This window comes from Agromyces sp. Y182 (genome assembly GCF_059445385.1).
In genome coordinates, this window is sequence record NZ_JCAIUF010000001.1 from 2,069,899 (window position 1) to 2,091,992 (window position 22,094).

Consider the following 22,094-nt stretch of genomic DNA (forward strand, 5'->3'; position numbering starts at 1 on the left):
CGCATCTTCGCGGTTGACACGCCGTCTCCCCATCATGTTCCCTTGCTACAGATCCGAGTTCTGCGAACATGTCCGACCCCATCAGCGAAGGAATATGAAACGTATGCGCGCTACCCCAACCCCCCGAAACGGAAGGTCGCGACGTGGTCTCTCCACCGTTGCGGCCGTCTCCCTCGCGGCGTGTCTGGCCGTCGGCCCCGCGGCGACCTCGTTCGCCGCGCCGATCGCGAGCGACGCGAGCCCTGCTGCATCCGCGAACGCCGACGCGAAGACGCTCCGCATCGCGACAGCCGGCTTCGTCGACACGTTCAACCCGTTCATCTCGATCTACCTCACGCCGACGAACATCATCCGCTACGTCTACGAGAGCCTCGTGCAGAACGATGCCGAAGACGGCTCGCCCACCGAGGGTCTCGCCGAAGAGTGGGAGGCCAGCCCCGACGGCATGACGTGGACCTTCACGCTGCACGAGGGCATGAAGTGGTCCGACGACGAGCCGATCACCTCGGAGGACGTCAAGTTCACCTACGAGTCGATGATGAACGACCCGATGCTCGGCACCGCGAACGGCAACCTCGTGTCGAACTTCGACAGCGTCGAGGCGCCCGACGACCTCACCGTCGTCATCAACCTCAAGACGCCGCAGGCGCCCAACCCCGGCGCCGAGATCCCCGTGCTCCCCGTGCACATCTGGTCCGAGGTCGACGACCCCACGACCTTCGAGAACGACGCCGATGTCGTGGGCTCGGGGCCGTACACGCTCGAGAGCTACTCGGCGAACCAGTCGATCACCCTGAAGGCGAACCCGAACTTCTGGCGGGGCGGCCCCAAGATCGACGGCATCCAGTACGTCTATTACACCAACTCCGACGCGCAGATCCAGGCCCTTCGGGCCGGTGAGGTCGACCTCGTCACCGGGCTCACCGACACCCAGATGTCCGCGCTCGAGGGCGAAGAGGGCGTCACGACCCAGGCGGGCACCGGTCGTCGCTTCACCTCGCTCAGCGTGAACGCCGGAGCCGAGACGCCCGACGGCGTCGCCTACGGCACCGGCAGCCCCGCGCTCAAGGAGCTCGCGGTGCGCGAGGCGATCCGGCTCGGCATCGACCAGGAGTCGCTGCTGAAGAACGTGCTCGGCGGCTACGGCGCTCCCGCGACGAGCTTCATCCCGAGCGCGTTCGAGAAGTGGCACCTGCCCGACGATGACGAGGCCATCGTCTCGTTCGACCCCGATGCGGCGATCGCCAAGCTCGAGGGTGCCGGCTGGGTCGCCGGTGCCGACGGCATCCGTGAGAAGGACGGCAACCGGCTCTCGATCCGACTGCTCGCCGACGCCGAAGACATCATCGACATGACAACGGCCGAGTACCTCGTGCCGTGGATGGCCGACATCGGCGTCGAGCTGAAGCTCGAGACGACCGACAGCGACACCATCTCCGACCGCACCTCCGTCAGCGACTACGACCTGTACTTCTCGGGTTGGAGCGTCAACCCCGATCCCGATTACCAGCTCGGCCTCAACCTGTGCGCATCGCGACCCGACGCCGAGGGCAACGGCGCGACGAGTCAAGACGGCTACTGCAACCCCGAGTTCGACGCCCTCTACGCCGAACAGCACTCGGAGCTCGACGAGGACAAGCGCGCCGAACTCGTGCACGACATGCTGCGCATGCACTACGAGGATGTCGCGCAGATCACCCTCTGGTACGGCCAGGCACTCGAGGCCTACCGCTCCGACCGCTTCACGGGCTACACGACGCAGCCTAAAGAGAACGGCATCATCGCGAACCAGGCCGGGTACTGGGGCTACCTCACGGTCGAGCCGGTCTCCGATGAGGCCTCTTCGTCGACCGGCGACTCCGGCCCGGCGATCGGTCTCTGGATCGGCCTCGGCGTGCTCGTCGTGGCTGCCGGTGTCGTCGCGATCGTGATCGTGCGACGTCGCAAGACCGCGGGCGATCGCGAATAGCGTTCTCGCATCGCCCGACCGGATGTCGCCACTGGCGGCATCCGGCCGGGCGAGCGGTGTCGGGCGCAAGAGAAATCGGGCGCAAGGGAAGAGAGAAGGAGGACGGAGCGCGAATGACAGACACGATCACCCCCGTGAACGCCGCGGTGCACGACGAGAAGCTCGCAGAGGAAGCGCCGGCACGCTCGTCGTTCCTCAGCTACCTCGGCTCCAAGCTGGGCGGGGCGCTCATCAGCCTCGTCATGGTCGTGTTGCTCGGCTTCTTCGCCTTCCGGGTACTGCCGGGCGATCCCGTGCGGCGCATCGCGCAGGAACGCCCGATGAGTCCCGAGCAGATCGCCGAGCTCCGGCGGCAGTACGGCCTCGACAAGCCCGTCACTCAGCAGTTCATCGACTACCTCGTCAACATCGTCACCGGCAATCTGGGTCAGAGCTACGTCTACCGCACCTCGGTGAGTGAGCTCATCGGGCAGTACCTCGGCCCGACGCTGCTGCTCACCGGCACCGCCGCGATCATCGCGATCACTCTGGGACTGTGGCTCGGCCAGCGTGCGGCCTGGCGCAACGGCTCGCTCTTCGACAAGGTCGCCACCGGCACCTCGCTCACCCTGTGGTCGGTGCCCACGTTCTGGCTCGCGCTGATCCTGCTCATGATCTTCGGTGGCACGCTCCGGTGGTTCCCGACGGGTGGCATGTCCACCCCGGGCCTCGAGCCGGGCTCTTTCGCCTACGTCGTCGACGTCGCCCGGCACATGGTGCTTCCTGTGGTCACGATGGTCGCGGTGGTCTTCGCGCAGTACCTCATGGTCATGCGCGCATCGCTGCTCGAGGAGAAGTCCTCCGACTACCTGACGACGGCGCGTGCGAAGGGGCTGCGCGACGATCTCGTGCGTCGTCGGCATGCCGTGCCGAACGCCCTGCTGCCCACAGTGACCCTCGTCTTCATGCACATCGGCGGGCTCATCGCCGGCGCCGTGACCGTCGAGACGGTCTTCTCGTGGCCCGGTCTCGGAAAACTCACGTACGAGGCCATCAGCGGCCCTGACATGCCCTTGCTGCAGGGAACCTTCGTGGTCTTCTCGACCATCATCATCGTCATGAACCTCATCGCCGACCTCATCTATCGGCAGCTCGACCCGAGAGTGAGGCGCGCATGAGCACCGCCGAACAGACGCGGCCCGCCGCCCAGCTCACGACCCGGCAGGTGGCCGGTCGACGACGCCGTGCTTCCGCCGCCAAGCTCTGGCGCGAGTTCCGCGCGAGCGCGTCGGGCATGTCGGGGCTCATCTTCCTCGGCGTCGTCATCCTCCTCGCGATCCTCGCCCCCGTCATCGCCGACCGCTCGCTGCTCGACGTCACGCAGCTCACCGACCAGCCGAGGTTCGCCCCGCCGTCGTGGGAGCATCCGATGGGCACCGACCATCAGGGTCGCGAGCTCTGGGTGCGCATGATCTGGGGTGCGCGCACCTCGCTGCTCGTCGGCGTCGCCGCGACGGCGATGTCGATGGTCATCGGCACTCTCGTCGGCATGGCCGCCGGCCACTTCACCGGCGTCACCGGCGGCATCATCATGCGCTTCGTCGACTTCTTCCTCGTGCTGCCCTCGCTCGTGCTGGCCATCGTGCTGTCGTCGGTGCTCTCTCGCGGCGTGCTCACGATCGTGATCGCCATCGGCGTGACTTCGTGGGCGAGTACCGCCCGCCTCGTGAGAGCCCAGACGCTCGCTGTGGAGGCCCGCCCGTACGTCGAGCGCTCCCAAGTGCTCGGCGCGGGGCACTGGCACATCATCGGCAAGCACCTCTTCCCGGCGGTGCTGCCGCTCGTGCTCGCCAACACGACCCTCACGGTCGGTTCGGCGATCATCGCCGAGTCGACGCTCGCCTTCCTCGGCCTCGGCGACCCGACCCAGCAATCGTGGGGCACGATCCTGAAGGACTCGATGGATGTCTCGGCCGCGACGAGCGGCTACTGGTGGTACGTCGTCATCCCGGGTCTCGCGATCGTGCTCGTGGTTCTGGCGTTCACCCTCGTCGGTCGTGCGTTCGAATCCATCGTGAACCCGACCCTCAGGAGCCGTTGATCATGCCCGATCTCGTTTTCGACGACGTCTCGATCACCTATCGCACCGCCGCGTCGCGGGGTCGCGGCGACATCGCCGCCGTGCGCAACGTGAGCCTCTCGCTGCCCGCGGGCGGCACCCTCGGCATCGCCGGCGAATCGGGTTCCGGCAAGTCGACGCTCGCGATGAGCGTGCTGCGGCTGCTGCCCGACAATGCGGTGATCGACGGCCAGGTGCGCGTCGGCGATCAGAGCGTCTCCGATCTGAGTTTCGGCCAGTTGCGCGCGTTGCGCTGGTCGGAGGTCGCGATCGTCTTCCAGGGGGCGATGCACTCGCTGAATCCCGTGCGAACCGTCGGCCAGCAGATCATCGAGGCCCTCGAGCTGCACGTGAAAGACGCGTGGCGCAGTCCAGACGCGCGAAAGGCCCGTCTGGCAGAGCTGCTGGGCCAGGTCGACCTGCCGCTCGCGAAGGCGGCCTCGTATCCGCACGAGCTCTCGGGCGGGCAGAAGCAGCGTGTCATGATCGCGATGGCGCTCGCGTGCGAGCCCGACATCATCATCGCCGATGAGCCGACCACGGCGCTCGACGTGATCGTGCAGGGGCAGATCCTCGAGGTCGTGAAAGACCTCGTGACTCGGCGCGGCATCTCGCTCCTCATGATCAGCCACGATCTGTCGGTGCTCGCGACCGCGTGCGAGCGCATCGCCGTCATGCGTGACGGCGTGCTCGTCGAGGTCGGGGAGTCGCAGCAGATCTGCACCGACCCGCACGAGGCGTACACGAAGCAGCTCGCCGATGCCTTCCCGACGATCGGCGACCCCGCGTCGCGGCTGAAGCCCGTCACCCGCCGCGGCGAGACGGCGACGGGCGCGATCGCGGTACCGGTCACCGCCGCGGTCACGCCGGCGATCAGTGCAGCGGATGCCGCGGAGCGGGCGAGCGAACCCGTGGCGGAAGATGAGGCAGAGAACGCGGTGCTGCTCGAAGCCCGCAACCTCAGCGTCACCTTCCGTTCGCGCGGCAAGACCGTGCGGGCGGTGCGCGGCGTCGACCTCGCCTGTCGTCGCGGCGAGATCGTCGCACTCGTCGGCCAGTCCGGCTCGGGCAAGACGACGCTCGCGAGAACCCTGCTCGGGCTCGAGCCGCCCGACCGGGGCGGACAGGTGCTCTTCCGCGGCGAACCGCTCGGCCGCTCGACGAAGCGCCTGCGCGAGTTCCGTCGGCAGGTGCAGCTCATCCTGCAGGACCCGTCGGCGGCGTTGAACCCGAAGCTCAGCGTGTACGAAGCCGTCGCAGAGGGGCTCCGCATCCAGCGCTACCCGGGCGACGAGCGCGATCAGGTCGCCGCGAGCCTCGAGAACGCCGAGCTGATGCCGGCGGAGCACTTCTTCGAGGCGATCCCGCACGAGTTGTCGGGCGGTCAGCGTCAACGCGTCGTGATCGCCGGGGCTCTCGCGATGAATCCGCAGATGCTCATCGCTGACGAGCCGGTCGCCTCGCTCGATGCCTCCGCCCGGGGCGAGATCCTCGCGCTGCTCCTACGGCTGCGCGACGAGCTCGGCCTCTCGGCCCTCGTCATCACGCACGACCTCGGTCTCGCCTGGAACATCGCCGACACGGTCGCCGTGATGTACCACGGAGAGATCGTGGAGCGCGGCACGACCGAGTCGGTGCTGCTCGACCCGCAGCACGAGTACACGAAGAAGCTGCTCGCCGCGGCCCCGAAGATCGTGGGCCGCGAGGGCGTGCTCGCGACGGCTTCGTGACCCGAGCATGACCGTTCACGCGAACCCGCCGGTGTCCGGCCTGCCCTGGGTCGTCGTCACGGGCGATCGCGACACGGTCTTCCGCGAGCTCGGCTCGCACTTCGCCGAGCGCATCCGCGACATTCGGGCGCGTTCCGATTCGCAGTGGTCGAAGCTCATGGCCCGCGTCGAGCGCGAGGCCCTGAGCGACCGGATGCGCCGCATCGAGGCGTCGACGCGCCGGCTCTGCCCCGTCGAGTCGCACGAGCTCGACCTGCTCGCCGAGGGCGCTGGGTTGCCCCCGTTCGAGCTGTGGGTCTACAACCTGCGCGGCGACCTCGGCCGAGACGGCACCGGATGCAGCGACGTCTCGCTCGCGACATCCGCTGCGCTCGTGATCGGTCACAACGAAGACGGCGACGGCGCCTCGGCCGATGACGTCTGCCTCGTGACCCTCGCGATCGAGGGCGACCCGACGGTCACGGTCGTCTGGTACCCGGGATTCCTGCCCGCGAATTCCTTCGTCGTGAGCGACGCGGGCACCGTCTGGGGGCTCGATCACCTGCCGGTCGTCGAGCCCGACACGGATGGCGCGGGGCGGCACTTCGTCGCCCGCCACGCGCAGCGGAGTCACTCGGGTGCTGAGGCGATCGAACGGGTGATGTCGGTGCCGTGCGCCGGTGGATTCTCGTTCAACATCGCCGACCGGCAGTCCGGCCGGGCCGTCATGATCGAGAACGCCGCCGGGGTCGTGGTGTCTCGTTCGGCCTCGGAGGCCGAGTCGTGCCTCTGGCACACGAACCACTTGCGGTTCGTCGAGCGTCCGGCGCCGGGCATGCAGCCGAGCGACGAGTCGCTCATCGAGAGCCGCACGCGCGGCGCGCGGCTGCGCGGGCAACTCGAGGCGCGACCCGACCAACGACACGGCGGCGCCCGCGACGCGGAATCGGTGTTCGCCGCCCTGCGTTCCGACGGGGTGCTGAACCGATCCGCCGAGCTCTTCACGTTCACGACGACGGTCGCCGATCTCGCGAACGACCGCATCATCGTGCAGGGCCCTGGCGCAGTGCCGGGCCGACCGGGCCGACCGGGCGGACTGAGCCACGAGATCCCCAGCGGCTCCACTACTGATGCGCGAGACGCGTCAACACCTGAGTCAGCGAGCAGCACACCGTGGACGGGTGGCCTCGCCGCGTTCGCACGCGGGCGAGCGCTCGAGATCGAAGCGACGGTGTGACGGCGTTCGGGCGGGCGGTATGAAGGCGGATGGCATGAAGGCGGGCGGTATGAAGGCGAATGGCATGAAGGCATGCGGCATGGGGGAGGCGAACATGCAGTTCGGAACGGAATCCGGCATCACCTGGTCGGCGAAGGCGGTCGACGTCGACACCGGCGCGGTGCTCTTCGCGCACGAAGATCACCTCCCGCTCGACACGGCGAGCATCGGCAAGGTGTTCCTGCTGCACTCGGTGCTCGAGCTCGAGCAGCGCGGCGAGCTGAGCCTCGACGAGCCCGTGACGAGACGGCCGAACGAGGCGATGGACAACTCCGGCCTGTGGTACCTGTTGCAGGCCGACACGCTGAGCGTCTACGACCTCTGCGCCCTCATCGGCGCCGTGAGCGACAACGCGGCGACCAACACGATGTGCCGTCGGGTCGGCCTCGACACCGTGCACCGTTCGACGGCGGCCCTCGGGTACACCGAATCCTCGCTCGACGACATCGTGCGCTGGCCGATTCCGCCTGGTTTCCCGCCGAACCTCTCGACGGGCAGCGCCCGCGAGCTCACCGACTTCGTCGCGCGCGTCGCGAAGAACGAGCTGCTCACCGAGGCGGGCTGCGACGCACTGCGGCGGTGGCTCGGCGCCGGCATGGACTGCTCGATGGTGGCCTCGGCGTGGGGCCTCGACCCGCTCGCCCACTACTTCTACGACCGCGACATCTGGATGTGGAACAAGACCGGCACGACGAGTCGCGTTCGCGGCGACATCGGCGTCGCGATGTCGCCGAATCGGCGAGTGGCGTACTCGGTGCTCGCGAACTGGACGCGTGGCACCGATCACCGCGACGAGGCGCTCGCGACGATGCGCGAGGCCGGGGACGCGATCCGCCAGTACCTCCTGCACGGCTGAACGGGGATCGGATGCCACGGCACGTGCAGTACCGCGAGGTGCGCTCCTCAGCGGGAGTCGCCCGCGGGGCGGGGTCGTCGGCGCGGTGGACCTCCGAGCCGGTCGAGGTTCCGTTCCCGGCGACCGAAGCGATCCTCTCCTGGAATGCGGTCACCCCGCCCGGAACGTGGATCGAGGTGGAGCTCGCCATCCGGCGCGCCGACGACTCGTGGACCGCCTGGTATGTGATGGCTCGATGGGCGGAGCATGATGGCGTCGCTCCCGCCCTCGCTCTCGGCGCCATCCCGCGCACGACCGTCTCCGGTCAGCGTGATGCCGATGCATCCGTGCACGCCGACACCTTCGTCTCCGCTGCGGGCCGCGCGCTCACGGCGTATCGGATCCGCGTGACGTTCGCTCGCAACGAGGGCGTCGACACCGTCGCGTCGCTCGCCATGGTCGGGGCGATGGTCTCGGCGATCGATGAGGTGACCGCGCTCGACGACGCCACTCCGAGTGACGGCGCGGCTCGCGGCATCGTGCTCGAGGTGCCGCCCTTCTCGCAGCAGGTGCACCGCGGCACGCACCTCGAACTCGGCGGCGGCGGTGAGTCCTGGTGCTCGCCGACCTCGACCGCGATGGTGCTCGGCTTCTGGGGGCGACTGCCGTCGGCGCAGCTGCTCGCCGGCATCGACGCGCCGAACGGCGACCCGCAGGTCGTGTGGGCGGCCCGAGGCTGCTACGACCACGACTACGGCGGCACGGGCAACTGGTCGTTCAACGCCGCGTTCGCCGCCCGCCAGGGGCTCGAGGCCTTCGTCACCCGTCTGCGCTCGCTCGACGAGGCCGAGCGGTTCATCGCGGCGGGCATCCCACTCATCGCCTCGGTGTCGTTCACTCGCGACGAACTGCCAGAGGCGGGGTACGTCACCGAGGGCCATCTGCTGGTGATCGCCGGGTTCGACGAGAGCGGCGACGTCGTCGTGAACGACCCGGCGGCGCCCGGCGCCGCGGCCGTGCGCCGGAGCTACCCCCGCGCGGCGTTCGAGCGCGCGTGGCTTCGCAGCGCCGGCGGGAGCGGCGGCGTGGTCTACGTCATGCGCCCCGCCGACGTGGCGCTGCCCGCCGCGCCCGGCGAGGAACGCAACTGGTGAGCCGGGCTCAGCGCGCGAGCACGGCGGTGAGCAGCTCGATGCGCTCTCGCAGCGACGAGAGCAGGAGGTGCTCGCTCACGGCGTGGGCGCCGCCGCCTCGCGGCCCGAAGCCGTCGATCGTCGGGATGCCGAGCGAGCCGACGAGGTTCGTGTCGCCGGCGCCGGCGGCCGGCCGGCCGCTCGCCGACTGCCCGAGAACGGATGCCGCGCGCCCGACCTCGTCGAGGAGCAACTGGTCGGCCGCACCGGCCTGCCACGCCGGGCGACTCGTCAAGATGGTCGCACGCACGGACGCGCCCGTGCGGATCGGTGCGAGTCGTGCAAGCGCATCGAGCACGTGCCGCTCCGATTCGTCGTCGACGAAACGCAGTCCGATCTCGGCGGAGGCTGCGTCGGGCACGACGTTCACCCTCGCACCGCCGCTCACGGTGCCCACGTTGCAGAGCACCGGCGAGTTCGCGGATGCCTCGGCGATGAGTTCGCGCACGACGAGCAGTTGGTCGACGAGCTCGTCGATGGCCGAGACGCCGCTCGAAGGATCGAGTGCCGCGTGGGCGGCCCGCCCCTCGATGTCGAGCCGAATCCGCGTGCTGCCGGCGCGGCCGACCTTGAACGCGCCGTCGGGGTGGGGCGATTCGAAGCCGATGACGCCGGCGACGCCGTCGAGCGTGCTTCGCACGAGCTCGTGCGAGGTGGGGGAGCCGACCTCCTCGTCGCAATTGATGAGGATGCGAACCGGTCGCCTCGGGCGATCGCGCAGGATCTCGAGGGCGGTCAGCATGATCACGAGCCCGCTCTTCATGTCGAATGCGCCCGGGCCCCGCACGACGTCGCCGTCGATCGACCAGGGCACCTCGCCCGTCAGGGTTCCGTGGTCCCACACGGTGTCGGAGTGGCCGAGCAGCAGGAGCGGCGCCTCGTCGCTCGTGCCGGAAACCTCGATGACGAGATGCGTTCCGGCGTCGGTGACGACGCGGCGGATCTCGCTCGCAAGCGGTGCGAACCATTCGCCGAGCAGCCGTGTGACGCGTGCGCTCGCGGCCGCATCCATCGAAGGGGTCTCGATCTCGACGAGCTGCCGAAGCCGATCGGGCACCGCCCCCCACGCAGCATCCACCGCCGCACTGGTCTCTGCTGATGTCATGATTCCCCTTGGTGAAGATACGCTACATATTCTAGCTGCAGCCTCGCAGAGGCATCGAGTAGAGACTGGCAAGCAAAGGCACGTCGCGGTTGCCATTCACAATCATATGATTCGTATACTGGATCATGTGACCGATGCGCAGGCTCGAGACCGGAGCGACGACAAGCAGCTCACCGCCGACGAGTTGTCGACGTTCGAAGACTTCCAGCAGGCGAGCGCGCTCTATCGGCGGGTGTTCGGCTACGGTTCCGACGAGTTCGCATTGAACAGCAACCTGCTGAGTGCGCTCGTGCGAAGCGGCGGGTCGGCCGTCGGGGTGCGGGGCGCCGCAGGTGAGCTCATCGGCTTCGCCTACGGATTCCTCGGATCCGACGCCAGCGGCCTCTTCCACTACTCGCAGGCCGCGGTCGTCGAGGCGGGGTACCAGAGCCGCGGCGTGGGCCGCATGCTCAAGGTGCGCCAGCGCGAGGTCGCGCTCGCCTCGGGCGTCATGACGATGCGATGGGCGTTCGACCCGAGTCTCGCTCGCAACGCGCACTTCAACCTCAACTCCCTCGGCGCGCACAGCTGCGCGTTCGTGCGCGAGTACTACGGGCGACCGGGCACCGATCGGGTACTCGTCGAATGGCCGCTCGTCGACGGCGCCGACCCGTACGCATCGGCTCGCGAACTCCAGCCCCCGGCTGCGCTCGCGGATGCCGCGGCGGGCGTGCCGATCGCCCACTCCGGCGGGCACTGGGTGCCGATGCCGGCGCAAGCCGGCGATGGCGTCGGCGGTGGCGTGTCGCGCCTCCACACCACGCTGCACGAACTGCACGAGCAGGGGTCCGTGCTGGTGAGCTGCCGGCGGGTCGATGCCCGCACCTCGGCGTACTTCGCCGTGCCGGCGGCCGGGGGAAGTACCCGATGACGATGCTGGAACGCCGCGACGACCAGTTGGAGCCCCGCGACGACGAACTCGAGCGCGAACTCAACCGCACCCTGCGTTCGCCCGAGGCCCGGTTCGGGGTGCGCATGCGCAAGAACCTCTCCGCCGAGGGCCTGCAAGACCGGGTGATGGAGACCGAAGCGGCATCGCTCGCCAACACCTTCGCCCACCTCCGGGCCAGCGCCGCCGTGCCGCAAGCCGCCGCCATCATTCTGGGGGCGCGTCGCAAGTTCATCGCGGGAGCGGGCAAGTCGGCGGCCTATGCGGCGCTCCTCAACGCCGACCTCGCCGCCACCGTGCCGAACGTCTACCTGATCGACGGTCATGCGCTGAACCCGCTCGACGTGCTCAGCGACGTTCGCTCGACCGACGTGCTCATCCTCTTCTCGCTGCGGCGGTACCGACGTGAGACGGTCACGCTCGGCCGCCTCTTCAGCGAGGCCGGCGGGCAGCTCGTCGTCTTCACCGATTCCGAGGATGCACCGCTCGCCGCCCATGCGACGTCGCTCATCGTGCTGCAGACCGGATCGGCCTCCTACGCCGATTCGCCGACCTCGGTCGCGGCCGTATGCCACCTGCTGAGCACGCTCACGACCGCGAGCGCGAAGGGTGCTCGACGCCGGTTGTCGACCCGTGACGAGCTCAACCGGGAGATGGACCTGTACTACGACCACGCGAACGACGAGGAAGCACCATGAGAGTCACACGCATCGAGCTCTTCGAGGTGAGCCTGCCCCTCGTGCACGGGTTCCAGACGAGCTCGCATCGCAAGACGGGCCTCGACCACATCCTCGTGCGCTTCGACGACGAACTGGGCAATACGGGCTGGGGTGAGATCGCTTCGCCGACCGATCCGTTCTTCACCTCCGAGAACACCGACACGGCTTGGTCGATCGCGACGAGCTATCTCGTGCCGCGGGTGCTCGACGCCGAGTGGTCGCACCCGGCCGAGGTCGACGAACTCTGGGCGAAGATCCGTGGGCACGAGTTCACGAAGGCCGGATTCGCGGGAGCCGCGTGGGACCTCTGGTCCACGTCGCGTGGCATCCCCCTCGCGGCGGCGCTCGGCGGCACCCGCACCGAGGTGGCGGCCGGCGTCTCGCTCGGCATCGAGCCCACCATCGAAGAGTTGCTGGCGCAAGTCGGGACGCAGCTCGAGGCCGGCTACGGCCGGGTGAAGCTGAAGATCGCCCCGGGATGGGATCTCGAGCCGGTGCGCGAGGTGCGCCGCGTGTTCCCCGATCTCGAGCTGCACGTCGATGCGAACGGCGCCTACCGCAGCGACGACGAGACGCTCGCCCGCCTTGCGGAGTTCGACGGCGACGGCCTCAGCATGATCGAACAGCCCTTCGCGCCCGGCGATTTCGTGGGTCACGCCCGGCTGCAGCAGCGCATCGAGACGCCGGTCTGCCTCGACGAGTCGATCGTGCGGCTCGACGACCTGCGCACCATGATCGCGCTCGGCGCCGGGCGGGTGCTGAACATCAAGGTCTCCCGCATGGGCGGGCTGACCGTCGCGAAGGCGGCCCACGACCTCGCCGGTGCCGAGGGCATCCCGGTGTGGTGCGGCGGCATGCACGAGTTCGGCATCGGTCGCGCCGCGAACCTCGCGATCTCCTCGCTCGAGCACTTCAGCTACCCATCGGATGTCTCGGGGTCCGACAAGTACTATGCGCGCGACGTGATCGCGCCGCCGGTGATCGCGCGCGACGGCATCGTGAGCGTGCCGACCGGCCCCGGCATCGGGTTCGACGTCGACCTCGATTGGATCGAGCAGAACACGCTGCGGCGCTTCGACTCGCGGGTGCCGGCTGCGGCGGCTGATGCGTCCGAATCGATCGAATCGGATGCCGCGCCGCGCCCGCCGGCCGCCCCGCACCCGTCATCGTCCGCGACGCCGGCCGGGGCATCCGCTGCCGTGCTCTTCTTCGTCGACGACCTCGCCGAGGGCATCGACGAACCCGAGACGCCGTTCCATGCCGAAGACCCGGATGCGCCGCAACTGAATGTGCGCGACCTCAGTGCGACGCGAGGCGACGGCGTGTTCGAGGCGCTCGGCGTGCACCACGGCCGACCGCAAGCGCTCGAGGCCCACTTGCGGCGGTTCGCCCACTCGGCGGCGCTGCTCGACCTGCCCGCCCCGAAGCTCGACGTCTGGGCGGCGTGCATCGAAGCGGCGATCGCGGCGCACTGCGGGGCGAGAGACGGATTCGCCAAGTTCGTCATGACGCGCGGCGTCGAGGGCACCGGCGTGCCCGTCGGGTGGGTCTACGTCGCCGATGCCGCAGACTTCACCGTCGTCCGCGAGCAGGGCGTCGCGGTCGTCACGCTCGATCGCGGCTACCGGCACGACGTCGCGCACACCTCGCCGTGGCTCCTGCAGGGTGCCAAGTCGCTCTCGTACGCGGTCAACAAGTCGGTGCTGCGAGAGGCGGCACGCCGCGGTGCCGACGATGTCATCTTCACGAGCTCCGACGGGTTCGTGCTCGAGGGGCCGTCGTCGACGGTGCTCCTGCGGTTCGGCGATCGGTTCGTCTCGCCGCCGAGCGATCAGGGCATCCTCGCGGGAACGACCCTCGCGAGCGCGATCGAGTGCCTCGCCGCCCTCGGCCACGAGACTCAACGCGAGCCCGTGCCCGCCGACCGTCTCGCGCAGGCCGACGACATCTGGCTGCTCTCGAGCACCCGATCGGCGGTGCCCGTCGCGCTCCTCGACGGCGAACCGCGCACCTTCGACCGGGCCCTGACCGCCCGGCTCCAGGCCCACCTGACGACCCGCGAACGCTAGGACGGACACGACGATGACGACGACGACGACCACAGCGGCGACCACGCCGACGAACGCGGCCACTGCCGAGCGGCGCGAGATTCCGGTCTTCGACGGTCACAACGACCTGCCGTGGACGGCGCGCAAGCACCGCGGGTACTCGGTCGAAGGCATCGACGCGACCGCGCTGACCCATCACACCGACATCCCCAAGTTGCGCGAGGGCGGGGTCGCGGGGCAGTTCTGGTCGGCGTGGGTGGACTCGGAGATCGAGGGCCCCGATGCCGTGAAGGCCACGCTCGAGCAGATCGACTTCGTGCACCGCATGGCGGCTCGGTACCCCGAGACGTTCCAGCTCGCGACGACTGCCGACGCGGCACGGCGCGCGATGGCCGCAGGGCGGATCGCCTCGATGATCGGAGTCGAGGGCGGCGGTCAGATCGACAACTCGCTCGCGGTGCTGCGCGGGTACGCCCGGCTCGGAGCGCGCTACCTGACGCTGACCTGGACGTCGACGAGCGACTGGGCCGACTCGGCGACCGACGAGGCGAGACACGGCGGGCTCACCGAATTCGGCCGCGAAGTCGTCGCCGAGATGAACCGCATCGGCATGCTCGTGGACCTCGCGCACGTGTCGGTGGCGACCGCCGACGCTGCGCTCGAGACCGCGATCCGGCCCACGATCGTCAGCCACTCGAGCGCATGGGCGCTGAACCCGCACCCGCGAAACCTTCCCGACCGCGTCATCCGTCGTGTCGCCGATGGCGGCGGCGTCTACATGGTCACCTTCGTGCCGTCCTTCCTCACCACGGAACGGCGTGCCTGGGTCAACGGCGGCGAGACCGGACCGAAGCCGAGGGTGACCGTCGCGGATGCCGCCGACCACGTCGAACACGTGCGAAACATCGCGGGCATCGACGGTGTCGGCCTCGGGGGCGACTACGACGGCACCGATGACATGCCCGATGGGCTCGAGGATGTCGCGGGCTATCCGCGGCTCTTCGCCGAACTCGCCCATCGCGGCTGGACGGAGCCCGAGCTGCGCAAGCTCGGAACCGAGAACGTGCTACGCGTGGTCGCGGCATCCGATGACGACTACCTGGACTTCATGGGCGCCGGCGCAGACCGAGCGGGCGAAGCGTGAGCGAGAGCGAGAGCGAGAGCGTGCAGATGCCGACATCGAACGGGGCGCCGAGGGTGCTCGTGGTCGTGAACTCCCGGGCGAGTCAGCTGCGACGCATGCAGCCGTGGCTCGAGTCGGCGGGGCTCGACCTCGTGGTCGCCTACGGCGACGACGCGTTGCCCGACGAACTGGAACCGTTCGACGGGCTGATCATGCTCGGCGGCGGGTTGATGCCCGACGACTACTCGCGCGCACCATGGTTGCGCCGAGAGCGCGAGCTGGCGGCCGAAGCGATCGCGGGCGACATCCCGACGCTCGGCATCTGTCTCGGTGGGCAGATCCTCGCCGACGTCGCGGGCGGCGAGGTGCGTGCCGAGTACGGCACGCCCGAGCGCGGCGCGACCGAGGTGTTCGTGACGCACGCCGGCGCCGACGACCCCGTGATCTCGGCGCTCAGCCCGGCCGCCTACGTCATCGAGAACCACCAGGACGTGATCACCCGGCTGCCGCCCGGCGCGGTGCTGCTCGCCTCGAGCACCGCTTGCGTCAACCAGGCGTTCCGACTGGGGCGCCATGTGCGCGGGGTGCAGTTCCATCCCGAGTCGGGTGCGCAGAACCTCCGGAACTGGGATGACGCGGCCCTCGCCGCTGTGGGCGTCGACAAGCAGAGGCTCGTCGACGAGGCGCTCGTGCACGACGCCGATTCGGTGGCGCGCTGCGAGCGCTTGGCGACGGCGTTCGCCGCGGAGGTCGTCGGCAACCGAGTCGCCCGCGTCGGCTGAGGGGTTTCGGATGTCGCGGGTGCTGGTTACGCTCGCAGGGTGACCGACGGGATCGACGGATCCGAGGTGGGCGAAGCGCCGGCGGGGGTGTCGCCCGCGGTACCTCCTGCGCCGACTCCCCCGCCGGGTTCCGAGCCCGTCGTGCCGCCACCGGGCGGCATGCGCACCTTCGTGCAAGTGCTCGCGAACACGATGGTCGCGAACATCACGACGAGCTTCCTCTGGTTCGCGCTCACGTTCTGGGTGTATCTCGAAACGCGTTCTGTGCTCGCGACGGGCATCATCGGCGGCGCCTACATGCTGCTCATCGCCCTCTTCTCGATCCTCTTCGGCACCATCGTCGACCGGTATCGCAAGCACCTCGTCATGGTGGCCTCAAGCGTGGTCACCCTGATCTCGTTCGTCGCCGCGGGCCTGCTCTACCTGGCGCTGCCCGAGTCGGCGCTCCTCGACCTCGGCGGTCCGTGGTTCTGGCTGTTCTCGGGCATCATCCTCTTCGGGTCGGTCATCGAGAACATGCGCAACATCGCGCTCTCGACGACGGTGACCCTGCTCGTGCCCGAAGAGCGGCACGCGAACGCCAACGGCATGGTGGGCACCGTGCAGGGGCTGGCGTTCCTCGTCACGAGCGTGTTCAGCGGGCTCGCGATCGGCATGGCAGGCATGGGATGGACGCTCGCGATCGCGATCGCCGCGACCATGATCGCGCTCGTGCACCTGCTCTTCGTGCGCATTCCAGAAGCTCGCCCGGTCGTCGACCGGGATCGCTCACCCGCGATCGACCTCCGCGGCAGTATCTCCGCGATCCGGGGCGCACCAGGGCTCTTCGCCCTCATCCTGTTCTCCACGTTCAACAACCTCATCGGGGGCGTCTACATGGCGCTGATGGACCCGTACGGACTGACGCTCTTCCCGGTCGAGGTGTGGGGCATCGTGCTCGGAGTCTCCTCCTCCGGGTTCATCATCGGCGGCATCGTGATCGCGAAGTGGGGCCTCGGTCGTAACCCCATCCGCACGATGCTGCTCGTCGTCGCAGGCATGGGGTTGCTCGGGGCGCTGTTCACGATCCGCGAGTGGTGGCTGCTGTTCGGAATCGGCATCCTGGCCTACATGACGCTCATCCCCGCGGTGGAGGCGGCCGAACAGACGGTCATCCAGAAGGTCGTGCCGTTCCGCCGCCAGGGCCGCGTATTCGGGTTCGCGCAAGCGTTCGAGGCGGCGGCGGCGCCGATCACCGCGTTTCTCATCGCCCCGATCGCGGAGTTCTGGATCATCCCCTACATGGAGTCCGACGGCGGGCAGGCGACGTGGGGCTGGCTGCTCGGCGACGGTGATGCCAGGGGCATCGCGCTCGTCTTCCTGTTCAGCGGGCTCGTGATGGTGGTGCTCGCGCTCGTCGCCTTCCGCACCCGTTCCTACCGGCTGCTGTCTTCGGAGTACCAGCGTGGTGCCGGGCCGAGAGGAGCCCCGGCCGAGTCGGACGCCCCGACCGAGGCATCCGACTCCGCGACCGCTCAGCGCACGACGTAGCGAAGGCTGACGACGCCGCCGGGCCGCGCCGCGAGGTTGTCGAGCTCGATCCGGCGGTCGCCGACGTCTGCCGGAGTGAACGAACGCCCTTCGCCCAAGAGCACCGGCACGACGCGCAGGTGCAGTTCGTCGACGACCCCGGCACGAAACAGTGCGTCGGTGAGCGTCAGGCTTCCCCATACGAGGACGGTGTCGAAGCGTTGCTTCAGGGCCGTGGTCGCCTCCGTGCCGTCGCCGCTCAGGATCTCGATCTGGCCGTCGCCCCAAGGCGCCGTGGTCAGCGTGTTCGAGACGACGAACTTGGGGAGGCGGTTGATGAGCTCAGCGACCTGCTCGACCTCGGGGTCGACGGCCGGCCAGTAGTCGGTGAACATGCGATACGTGGTGGCACCGAAGAGAATCGCATCGGCCTGCGAGACGTACGCGAGCTGCTCGGCGTCGTTGAGGTCGACCTCGCCGTTCTCGCCCGGTTGGATGAGCGACTCGAAGAAGTCGATGCCGCCGTCGAGTTCGGCGGCGTAGCCATCGACGGTGACGACCTGTTCGACGATGAGGCGGCCCATCAGTGCAGCCTCGCCTCATCGAGGTGTTCGACGAGCACGTCGAACGCCGAGTCCCAGCCGTCGTAGACGTTCTCGTCGCCGGGTACGCCGTCGATCCCGAGCACATGGAACGTCATGCGCGTCTGCTCGCCGCGCTCGCCGTGTTCGGCGAGATCGATCGTGAGCACGGGCGCGGTGTCGTCGGGGTCTCCCGGCGAACCCCACGTCATGACGAGCCGCTCGGGTGGCGTGATCTCGCGATAGACGCCGGCCGTCGGATACTCCGTGCCGTCTGGCGCGATCATCGTGTAACGGTAGCGCCCGCCGGGTCGGGGGTCGAGCTCGACGGTCTCGCGGGGCGTGATGATGCCGCGGGGGTGCCACCAGATGGCGGCTTCGTCAGGGTCGGTCCACGCGCGCCAGACGAGCTCGCGTGGTGCGTCGAAGACGCGCGTGATCGTGAACTGCTTCGTTGCGGAGGCGGTCTGCTCAGGCATCCGTCTGTCCTTTCAGTTCGCGGAGTCGTTCGTCGAGGAGGTCGAAGCGCTCGTTCCACTCGCCGCGGTGGCGATCGACCCAGGCGGATGCCTCGTCGAGCGGCTCGGTGCGGAGGGTGCAGGTGCGCCACTGGGCCGTCGCGGTGCGTTCGATGAGCCCGGCGCGTTCGAGCACCTTGAGGTGCTGCGAGATCGCGGGCCGGCTCATCGCGAAGGGCTCGGCCAGTTCGCCGACGGTCGTCGGTCCGCCGCGGAGGCGCGAGAGGATCTCGCGTCGCGTCGGATCGGCGAGCGCCTGGAACACGAGGCTGAGCTCGTCGGGCTCCTCCGGCATGTAAGCAACTCCTTAATTAATGATTTGCTTACATTACGACGAGGTTCGTCTGACGTCAAGCGTCAAGAGGAGAATGACGGAATGGCCGACAACGTGCGCAACCTCCAGACCGCCCTCGACTCCTTCGCAGAGCACTGGCAGCCCCACCGCCTCGCAAGCGTGAACGACTACGAGGTGAAGGTCTTCAAGGCGCAGGGCGAGTTCACCTGGCACTCGCATCCCGACACCGACGAGTTCTTCATGGTGATCGCCGGGCGGCTCACGATCCAGTTGCGAGACGGCGACGTCGAGCTCGGGGCCGGCGACGTCTACGTCGTGCCGCGCGGTGTCGAGCACTGCCCCCGTGCCGACGGCGAGGTCTCCGCGATGCTCATCGAGCCGAGCGGCACCTCGAACACCGGGGACACGCCGAGTGCACGCACGACGCAGCTGCGCGAGCTCGACTGACGTTCATCTCCACCACGTCCGTGCTGCGATTCGGATGAAGCTCGTTTCGAGCGCCGACATGATGCGTTGGCGAAAGTACATCGGGTGCCACGCCGGGTACCCGTCGTCGCCGGGGAGTTTGACGTCGGTCTCCGACCACTCCTCGCCGTCCCACCAACGCAGGAAACCCGGCGAGTGCGGGTCTGGATACCAGCCTTCATTCGCCTGACCATCATCGGTGACGGGTGGGGACAACGGCGCGGACATTCGGTGAGTATGGCACCTCGATGCTCCGGGAGGCGAGCCCGCGCCCGCCCGTAGGCTGGAACGCGTGTTGCGCACCATGCTGAAGTCCAAGATCCACCGTGCCACGGTCACGCACGCCGACCTCCACTACGTGGGATCGGTCACGATCGACCGGGATCTCATGGATGCCGCCGACCTCCTGCCCGGCGAGCAGGTCTCGATCGTCGACGTGACGAACGGCGCGCGACTCGAGACCTACGTGATCGAGGGGGAGCGCGGTTCGGGCGTGCTCGGCATCAACGGTGCGGCGGCCCATCTCGTGCACGAGGGTGATCTCGTCATCGTCATCTCGTATGCGCAGCTCGACGACGCCGTCTCCCGCACCTTCCGGCCGCACATCGTGCACGTCGACGCTGCGAACGCCATGGTCGCGCTCGGCGATGACGCAGCGGAGCCCGGCACGAACGGTCTGCGGCGACCGCCGCACGCAGCGGCCTGACGACGAGGTCGGGTGGGCCCGCTTCAGCTGCGGGGTCGCGCGTCAGCGGCGGGGTCGCACGACGCCGTGCTCGTACGCGTAGACGACGGCGTGCACGCGGTCCCGCAGGCCGAGTTTCATGAGCACCTTCGAGACGTGCGTCTTCACGGTCGCCTCGCCGACCCAGAGCCGCTCGGCGATCGCGGCGTTGGAGATGCCCTCGGCGAGGTGCTCGAGCACCTCGCGCTCGCGATCGGTGAGCGAGTTGAGCTCGGCGGGGGTCTCGATACCCTCGCCGGTGCTCGCTCCTCGACCAGCGGTGGGATCGCCGGCCCTCGGCACTCGACCGGCGGATGCTCCCGAAACCGCCTCGATCACGTGCCGCGTGACATCGGGCGACAGCAGCGCGTCACCCCGCGCGACCACCTGCACCGCCTCGATGAGCTGCTCGGGGCTCGAGTTCTTCAGCAGGAACCCGCTCGCGCCCGCCTCGAGCGCGGCGAAGAGGTAGTCCTCACGATTGAAGGTCGTGAGCACGAGCACCGCCGCACTGGATGCCTCGTCGGCGGTGATGCGCCGAGTGGCCTCGAGTCCGTCCATGCCGGGCATCTGCACGTCCATGCAGACGACGTCGGGCGAGAGCGCGGCGACCGCCGCGATCGCCTCCTCGCCGTTCGCGGCCTCGCCCACCACTTCGATGCCGTCCTCCGAGTCGAGGATCGTGCGGAACCCGCCTCGCACGAGACTCTGGTCGTCGACGACGAGCACGCGGATGCTCACGAGCGCACCCCCTGGGCGCGCCGGAGCGGGAACTGCGCACGCACGAGGTAGCCGCCGCGCGCACGTGGTCCGAGTTCGAGGTTTCCGCCGGCCGCGGCGACCCGCTCCTGCATGCCCAATTGGCCGAGGCCGCGGCTCGAGGCATCCGTCGCCGAATCGGAGTGCGGTCGCCGCACTGCACCCGTGTTCGTCACCTCGACCTCGACCGACCCCTCGCTCCAACGCACCCGCACCTCGGCAGTCGCGGCGGCGCCCGCGTGCTTGCGCACGTTCGTGAGCGCCTCCTGTGCGACGCGGTAGGCGCTGAGATCGACGACGGCCGAGACCGGCACCGGCTCGCCCACGATCGCGAGCGTGGTGGGCACGCCGTTCGCCGCGCACTCCGCCACGAGCTCGTCGATGCGCTCGATGCCGCGGGTCGACGTGCTCGTCGTCGCGGCTTCCGAGGCCTCCGTGGTTCGGCCCGAGGCCTCGACGAAGACCGGGCCGAGGGCCTCATCGAGCGCAGCGGATGCCCCGGTCTCGGCGTCGCCGCGCAGCGTGCCGAGCAGCCCGTGCAACTCGTCGACGGCGTCGCGGGCACTCGACTCGATCGACGAGAGCGCGGCCGTGGCGGCATCCGGATCCTTCGCGAGCACTCGCCGCGCGGCGCCCGCCTGCACGCCGATCACCGAGACGTGGTGGGCGACGACGTCGTGCAGCTCCCGTGCGATGCGGAGCCGCTCGATCGCGACGGCGTGGGCGCGGCTGCGCTCACGTTCGGCGGCGAGCTCGGTGGTGCGCTGCTCGAGCTCGGCTCGGGCCCGCGCCGAGCGGTACGCGGCATCGCCGAAGTACCAGGCGCCGCCGAAGTAGAGCAGGTTCGTGAGCACGTTGATGAGGCCGTAGGCGAGGTAGGGCGAGAGCAATCCCTCGCGGGAGAAGTCGGGCAGGTAGTCCTGCACGCCTGAGAGCACGATGAGGTTCCAGAACAGCCACGCGAACATGCCGACGACGATGGCGCCCCGCACGATCGTCGCCCAGCGGCGGCTGCGACCCCATGCGCCGACCGTGTAAATGGCGACGAACAGGCCGATGTTGCTGAAGAGCGCTTCGCCGACTTCGGCGACCGCCCCGACGACGAAGGCGACGGATGCCGCGAGCGCCACGAGCTCGGGCCATCGCCGTCGGGCCGCGAGCGGGAGGGTCATCGCGGCGACCCAGATCACGCTGCCCCACCATGGGGCGTCTTCGCCCCATCCGGTCGCGCGATACAGCACGACGCTCGCGCCGGTAGCGACGGCGAGCACGAGGGCGAGGATCACATCGTTGCGGATGCCGATGCGTCCCGGCTGTGGGCGCACCCACTCGACCCCGTCGACGACGGGCGGCGGAGCTGTCTCGGTCATGCCGTCAACGCTATCGAGGGGGCGCGCCGCTCGGATCCGTCGCGGGACGGAGTTCGTTGCGGCATCCGCGTGATCGGAACTGATCGGA

General features: G+C 69.1%; 22 protein-coding genes. 15 read left to right on the plus strand and 7 right to left on the minus strand.

The window, feature by feature from the left end:
- Positions 1 to 103 precede the first annotated feature (103 nt).
- From AC1C2R_RS09570 to AC1C2R_RS09600, 7 genes are all read left to right on the plus strand, one after another.
- The gene (locus tag AC1C2R_RS09570) at positions 104 to 1,969 is read left to right on the plus strand and encodes an ABC transporter substrate-binding protein (protein ID WP_495379762.1); all 1,866 of its coding nucleotides are present in this window, start codon (positions 104 to 106) and stop codon (positions 1,967 to 1,969) included.
- A 113-nt stretch (positions 1,970 to 2,082) separates the two neighbouring features.
- Positions 2,083 to 3,126 carry an ABC transporter permease gene (locus AC1C2R_RS09575; protein ID WP_495352244.1) on the plus strand — a complete coding sequence of 348 codons (1,044 nt, stop codon included), beginning with the start codon at positions 2,083 to 2,085 and terminating at the stop codon, positions 3,124 to 3,126.
- The gene (locus AC1C2R_RS09580) at positions 3,123 to 4,049 is read left to right on the plus strand and encodes an ABC transporter permease (protein ID WP_495352245.1); all 927 of its coding nucleotides are present in this window, start codon (positions 3,123 to 3,125) and stop codon (positions 4,047 to 4,049) included. Before AC1C2R_RS09575 ends, AC1C2R_RS09580 begins: the two co-directional genes overlap by 4 nt.
- A 2-nt stretch (positions 4,050 to 4,051) precedes the next feature.
- Positions 4,052 to 5,797, plus strand: a complete 1,746-nt coding sequence (locus AC1C2R_RS09585) for an ATP-binding cassette domain-containing protein (RefSeq protein WP_495379763.1) — start codon at positions 4,052 to 4,054, stop codon at positions 5,795 to 5,797.
- Between the two features lie 7 nt (positions 5,798 to 5,804).
- Positions 5,805 to 7,013 (plus strand): C45 family autoproteolytic acyltransferase/hydrolase, encoded by a 1,209-nt coding sequence (locus AC1C2R_RS09590; RefSeq protein ID WP_495379764.1) that lies wholly within the window; start codon positions 5,805 to 5,807, stop codon positions 7,011 to 7,013.
- Positions 7,014 to 7,047: 34 nt separating this feature from the next.
- Positions 7,048 to 7,908 (plus strand): serine hydrolase, encoded by an 861-nt coding sequence (locus tag AC1C2R_RS09595; RefSeq protein ID WP_495379765.1) that lies wholly within the window; start codon positions 7,048 to 7,050, stop codon positions 7,906 to 7,908.
- A gap of 11 nt (positions 7,909 to 7,919) precedes the next feature.
- The gene (locus tag AC1C2R_RS09600) at positions 7,920 to 9,041 is read left to right on the plus strand and encodes a C39 family peptidase (protein ID WP_495379766.1); all 1,122 of its coding nucleotides are present in this window, start codon (positions 7,920 to 7,922) and stop codon (positions 9,039 to 9,041) included.
- 7 nt (positions 9,042 to 9,048) lie between these two features.
- Here the strand turns inward: AC1C2R_RS09600 and AC1C2R_RS09605 are convergent, their stop codons facing one another.
- Positions 9,049 to 10,185, minus strand: a complete 1,137-nt coding sequence (locus AC1C2R_RS09605) for a M20/M25/M40 family metallo-hydrolase (protein ID WP_495379767.1) — start codon at positions 10,183 to 10,185, stop codon at positions 9,049 to 9,051.
- 127 nt (positions 10,186 to 10,312) lie between these two features.
- On the opposite strand from AC1C2R_RS09605, the gene AC1C2R_RS09610 reads away from it, so the two are divergent.
- The 6 genes from AC1C2R_RS09610 (at position 10,313) to AC1C2R_RS09635 (ending at position 17,315) form a co-directional block, all read left to right on the plus strand.
- Positions 10,313 to 11,095 carry a hypothetical protein gene (locus AC1C2R_RS09610; protein WP_495379768.1) on the plus strand — a complete coding sequence of 261 codons (783 nt, stop codon included), beginning with the start codon at positions 10,313 to 10,315 and terminating at the stop codon, positions 11,093 to 11,095.
- Complete coding sequence (locus AC1C2R_RS09615; RefSeq protein WP_495352252.1) at positions 11,092 to 11,811, plus strand: MurR/RpiR family transcriptional regulator; 720 nt, start codon at positions 11,092 to 11,094, stop codon at positions 11,809 to 11,811. Before AC1C2R_RS09610 ends, AC1C2R_RS09615 begins: the two co-directional genes overlap by 4 nt.
- Positions 11,808 to 13,901: an o-succinylbenzoate synthase gene (gene menC / locus AC1C2R_RS09620; RefSeq protein ID WP_495379769.1), complete on the plus strand. Its 2,094-nt coding sequence runs from the start codon at positions 11,808 to 11,810 to the stop codon at positions 13,899 to 13,901. Before AC1C2R_RS09615 ends, menC begins: the two co-directional genes overlap by 4 nt.
- Before the next feature lie 13 nt (positions 13,902 to 13,914).
- Positions 13,915 to 15,024 (plus strand): dipeptidase, encoded by a 1,110-nt coding sequence (locus AC1C2R_RS09625; protein ID WP_495379770.1) that lies wholly within the window; start codon positions 13,915 to 13,917, stop codon positions 15,022 to 15,024.
- Positions 15,021 to 15,785, plus strand: a complete 765-nt coding sequence (locus AC1C2R_RS09630) for a type 1 glutamine amidotransferase (RefSeq protein ID WP_495379771.1) — start codon at positions 15,021 to 15,023, stop codon at positions 15,783 to 15,785. The genes AC1C2R_RS09625 and AC1C2R_RS09630 overlap by 4 nt, the downstream gene beginning before the upstream one ends.
- Before the next feature lie 159 nt (positions 15,786 to 15,944).
- Positions 15,945 to 17,315, plus strand: a complete 1,371-nt coding sequence (locus AC1C2R_RS09635; RefSeq protein WP_495380391.1) for an MFS transporter — start codon at positions 15,945 to 15,947, stop codon at positions 17,313 to 17,315.
- Here the strand turns inward: AC1C2R_RS09635 and AC1C2R_RS09640 are convergent.
- The 3 genes from AC1C2R_RS09640 to AC1C2R_RS09650 are packed head-to-tail and all read right to left on the minus strand — an operon-like array spanning position 17,300 to position 18,688.
- A complete protein-coding gene (locus AC1C2R_RS09640; RefSeq protein WP_495379772.1) occupies positions 17,300 to 17,878 on the minus strand; it encodes a dihydrofolate reductase family protein in 579 nt (192 codons plus the stop codon). The two genes, AC1C2R_RS09635 and AC1C2R_RS09640, sit on opposite strands and share 16 nt — an antisense overlap.
- Positions 17,878 to 18,354 carry an SRPBCC family protein gene (locus AC1C2R_RS09645; RefSeq protein ID WP_495379773.1) on the minus strand — a complete coding sequence of 159 codons (477 nt, stop codon included), beginning with the start codon at positions 18,352 to 18,354 and terminating at the stop codon, positions 17,878 to 17,880. Before AC1C2R_RS09645 ends, AC1C2R_RS09640 begins: the two co-directional genes overlap by 1 nt.
- Positions 18,347 to 18,688 (minus strand): ArsR/SmtB family transcription factor, encoded by a 342-nt coding sequence (locus tag AC1C2R_RS09650; protein WP_495352258.1) that lies wholly within the window; start codon positions 18,686 to 18,688, stop codon positions 18,347 to 18,349. The genes AC1C2R_RS09645 and AC1C2R_RS09650 overlap by 8 nt, the downstream gene beginning before the upstream one ends.
- An 81-nt stretch (positions 18,689 to 18,769) precedes the next feature.
- On the opposite strand from AC1C2R_RS09650, the gene AC1C2R_RS09655 reads away from it, so the two are divergent.
- Positions 18,770 to 19,135 carry a cupin domain-containing protein gene (locus tag AC1C2R_RS09655; protein WP_495379774.1) on the plus strand — a complete coding sequence of 122 codons (366 nt, stop codon included), beginning with the start codon at positions 18,770 to 18,772 and terminating at the stop codon, positions 19,133 to 19,135.
- Between the two features lie 3 nt (positions 19,136 to 19,138).
- Here the strand turns inward: AC1C2R_RS09655 and AC1C2R_RS09660 are convergent, their stop codons facing one another.
- On the minus strand, positions 19,139 to 19,381 hold the full coding sequence (locus AC1C2R_RS09660) for a DUF2510 domain-containing protein (RefSeq protein ID WP_495379775.1): 243 nt from the start codon (positions 19,379 to 19,381) through the stop codon (positions 19,139 to 19,141).
- Between the two features lie 64 nt (positions 19,382 to 19,445).
- On the opposite strand from AC1C2R_RS09660, the gene panD reads away from it, so the two are divergent.
- Positions 19,446 to 19,859, plus strand: coding sequence for an aspartate 1-decarboxylase (gene panD / locus AC1C2R_RS09665; protein WP_495352261.1), 414 nt, complete (start codon positions 19,446 to 19,448; stop codon positions 19,857 to 19,859).
- A 42-nt stretch (positions 19,860 to 19,901) separates the two neighbouring features.
- Here the strand turns inward: panD and AC1C2R_RS09670 are convergent, their stop codons facing one another.
- Positions 19,902 to 20,618: a response regulator gene (locus AC1C2R_RS09670; protein WP_495379776.1), complete on the minus strand. Its 717-nt coding sequence runs from the start codon at positions 20,616 to 20,618 to the stop codon at positions 19,902 to 19,904.
- Entirely contained in the window at positions 20,615 to 22,006 is a 1,392-nt protein-coding gene (locus tag AC1C2R_RS09675; protein ID WP_495379777.1) for a sensor histidine kinase, read from the minus strand. Before AC1C2R_RS09675 ends, AC1C2R_RS09670 begins: the two co-directional genes overlap by 4 nt.
- Between the last annotated feature and the right edge of the window lie 88 nt (positions 22,007 to 22,094).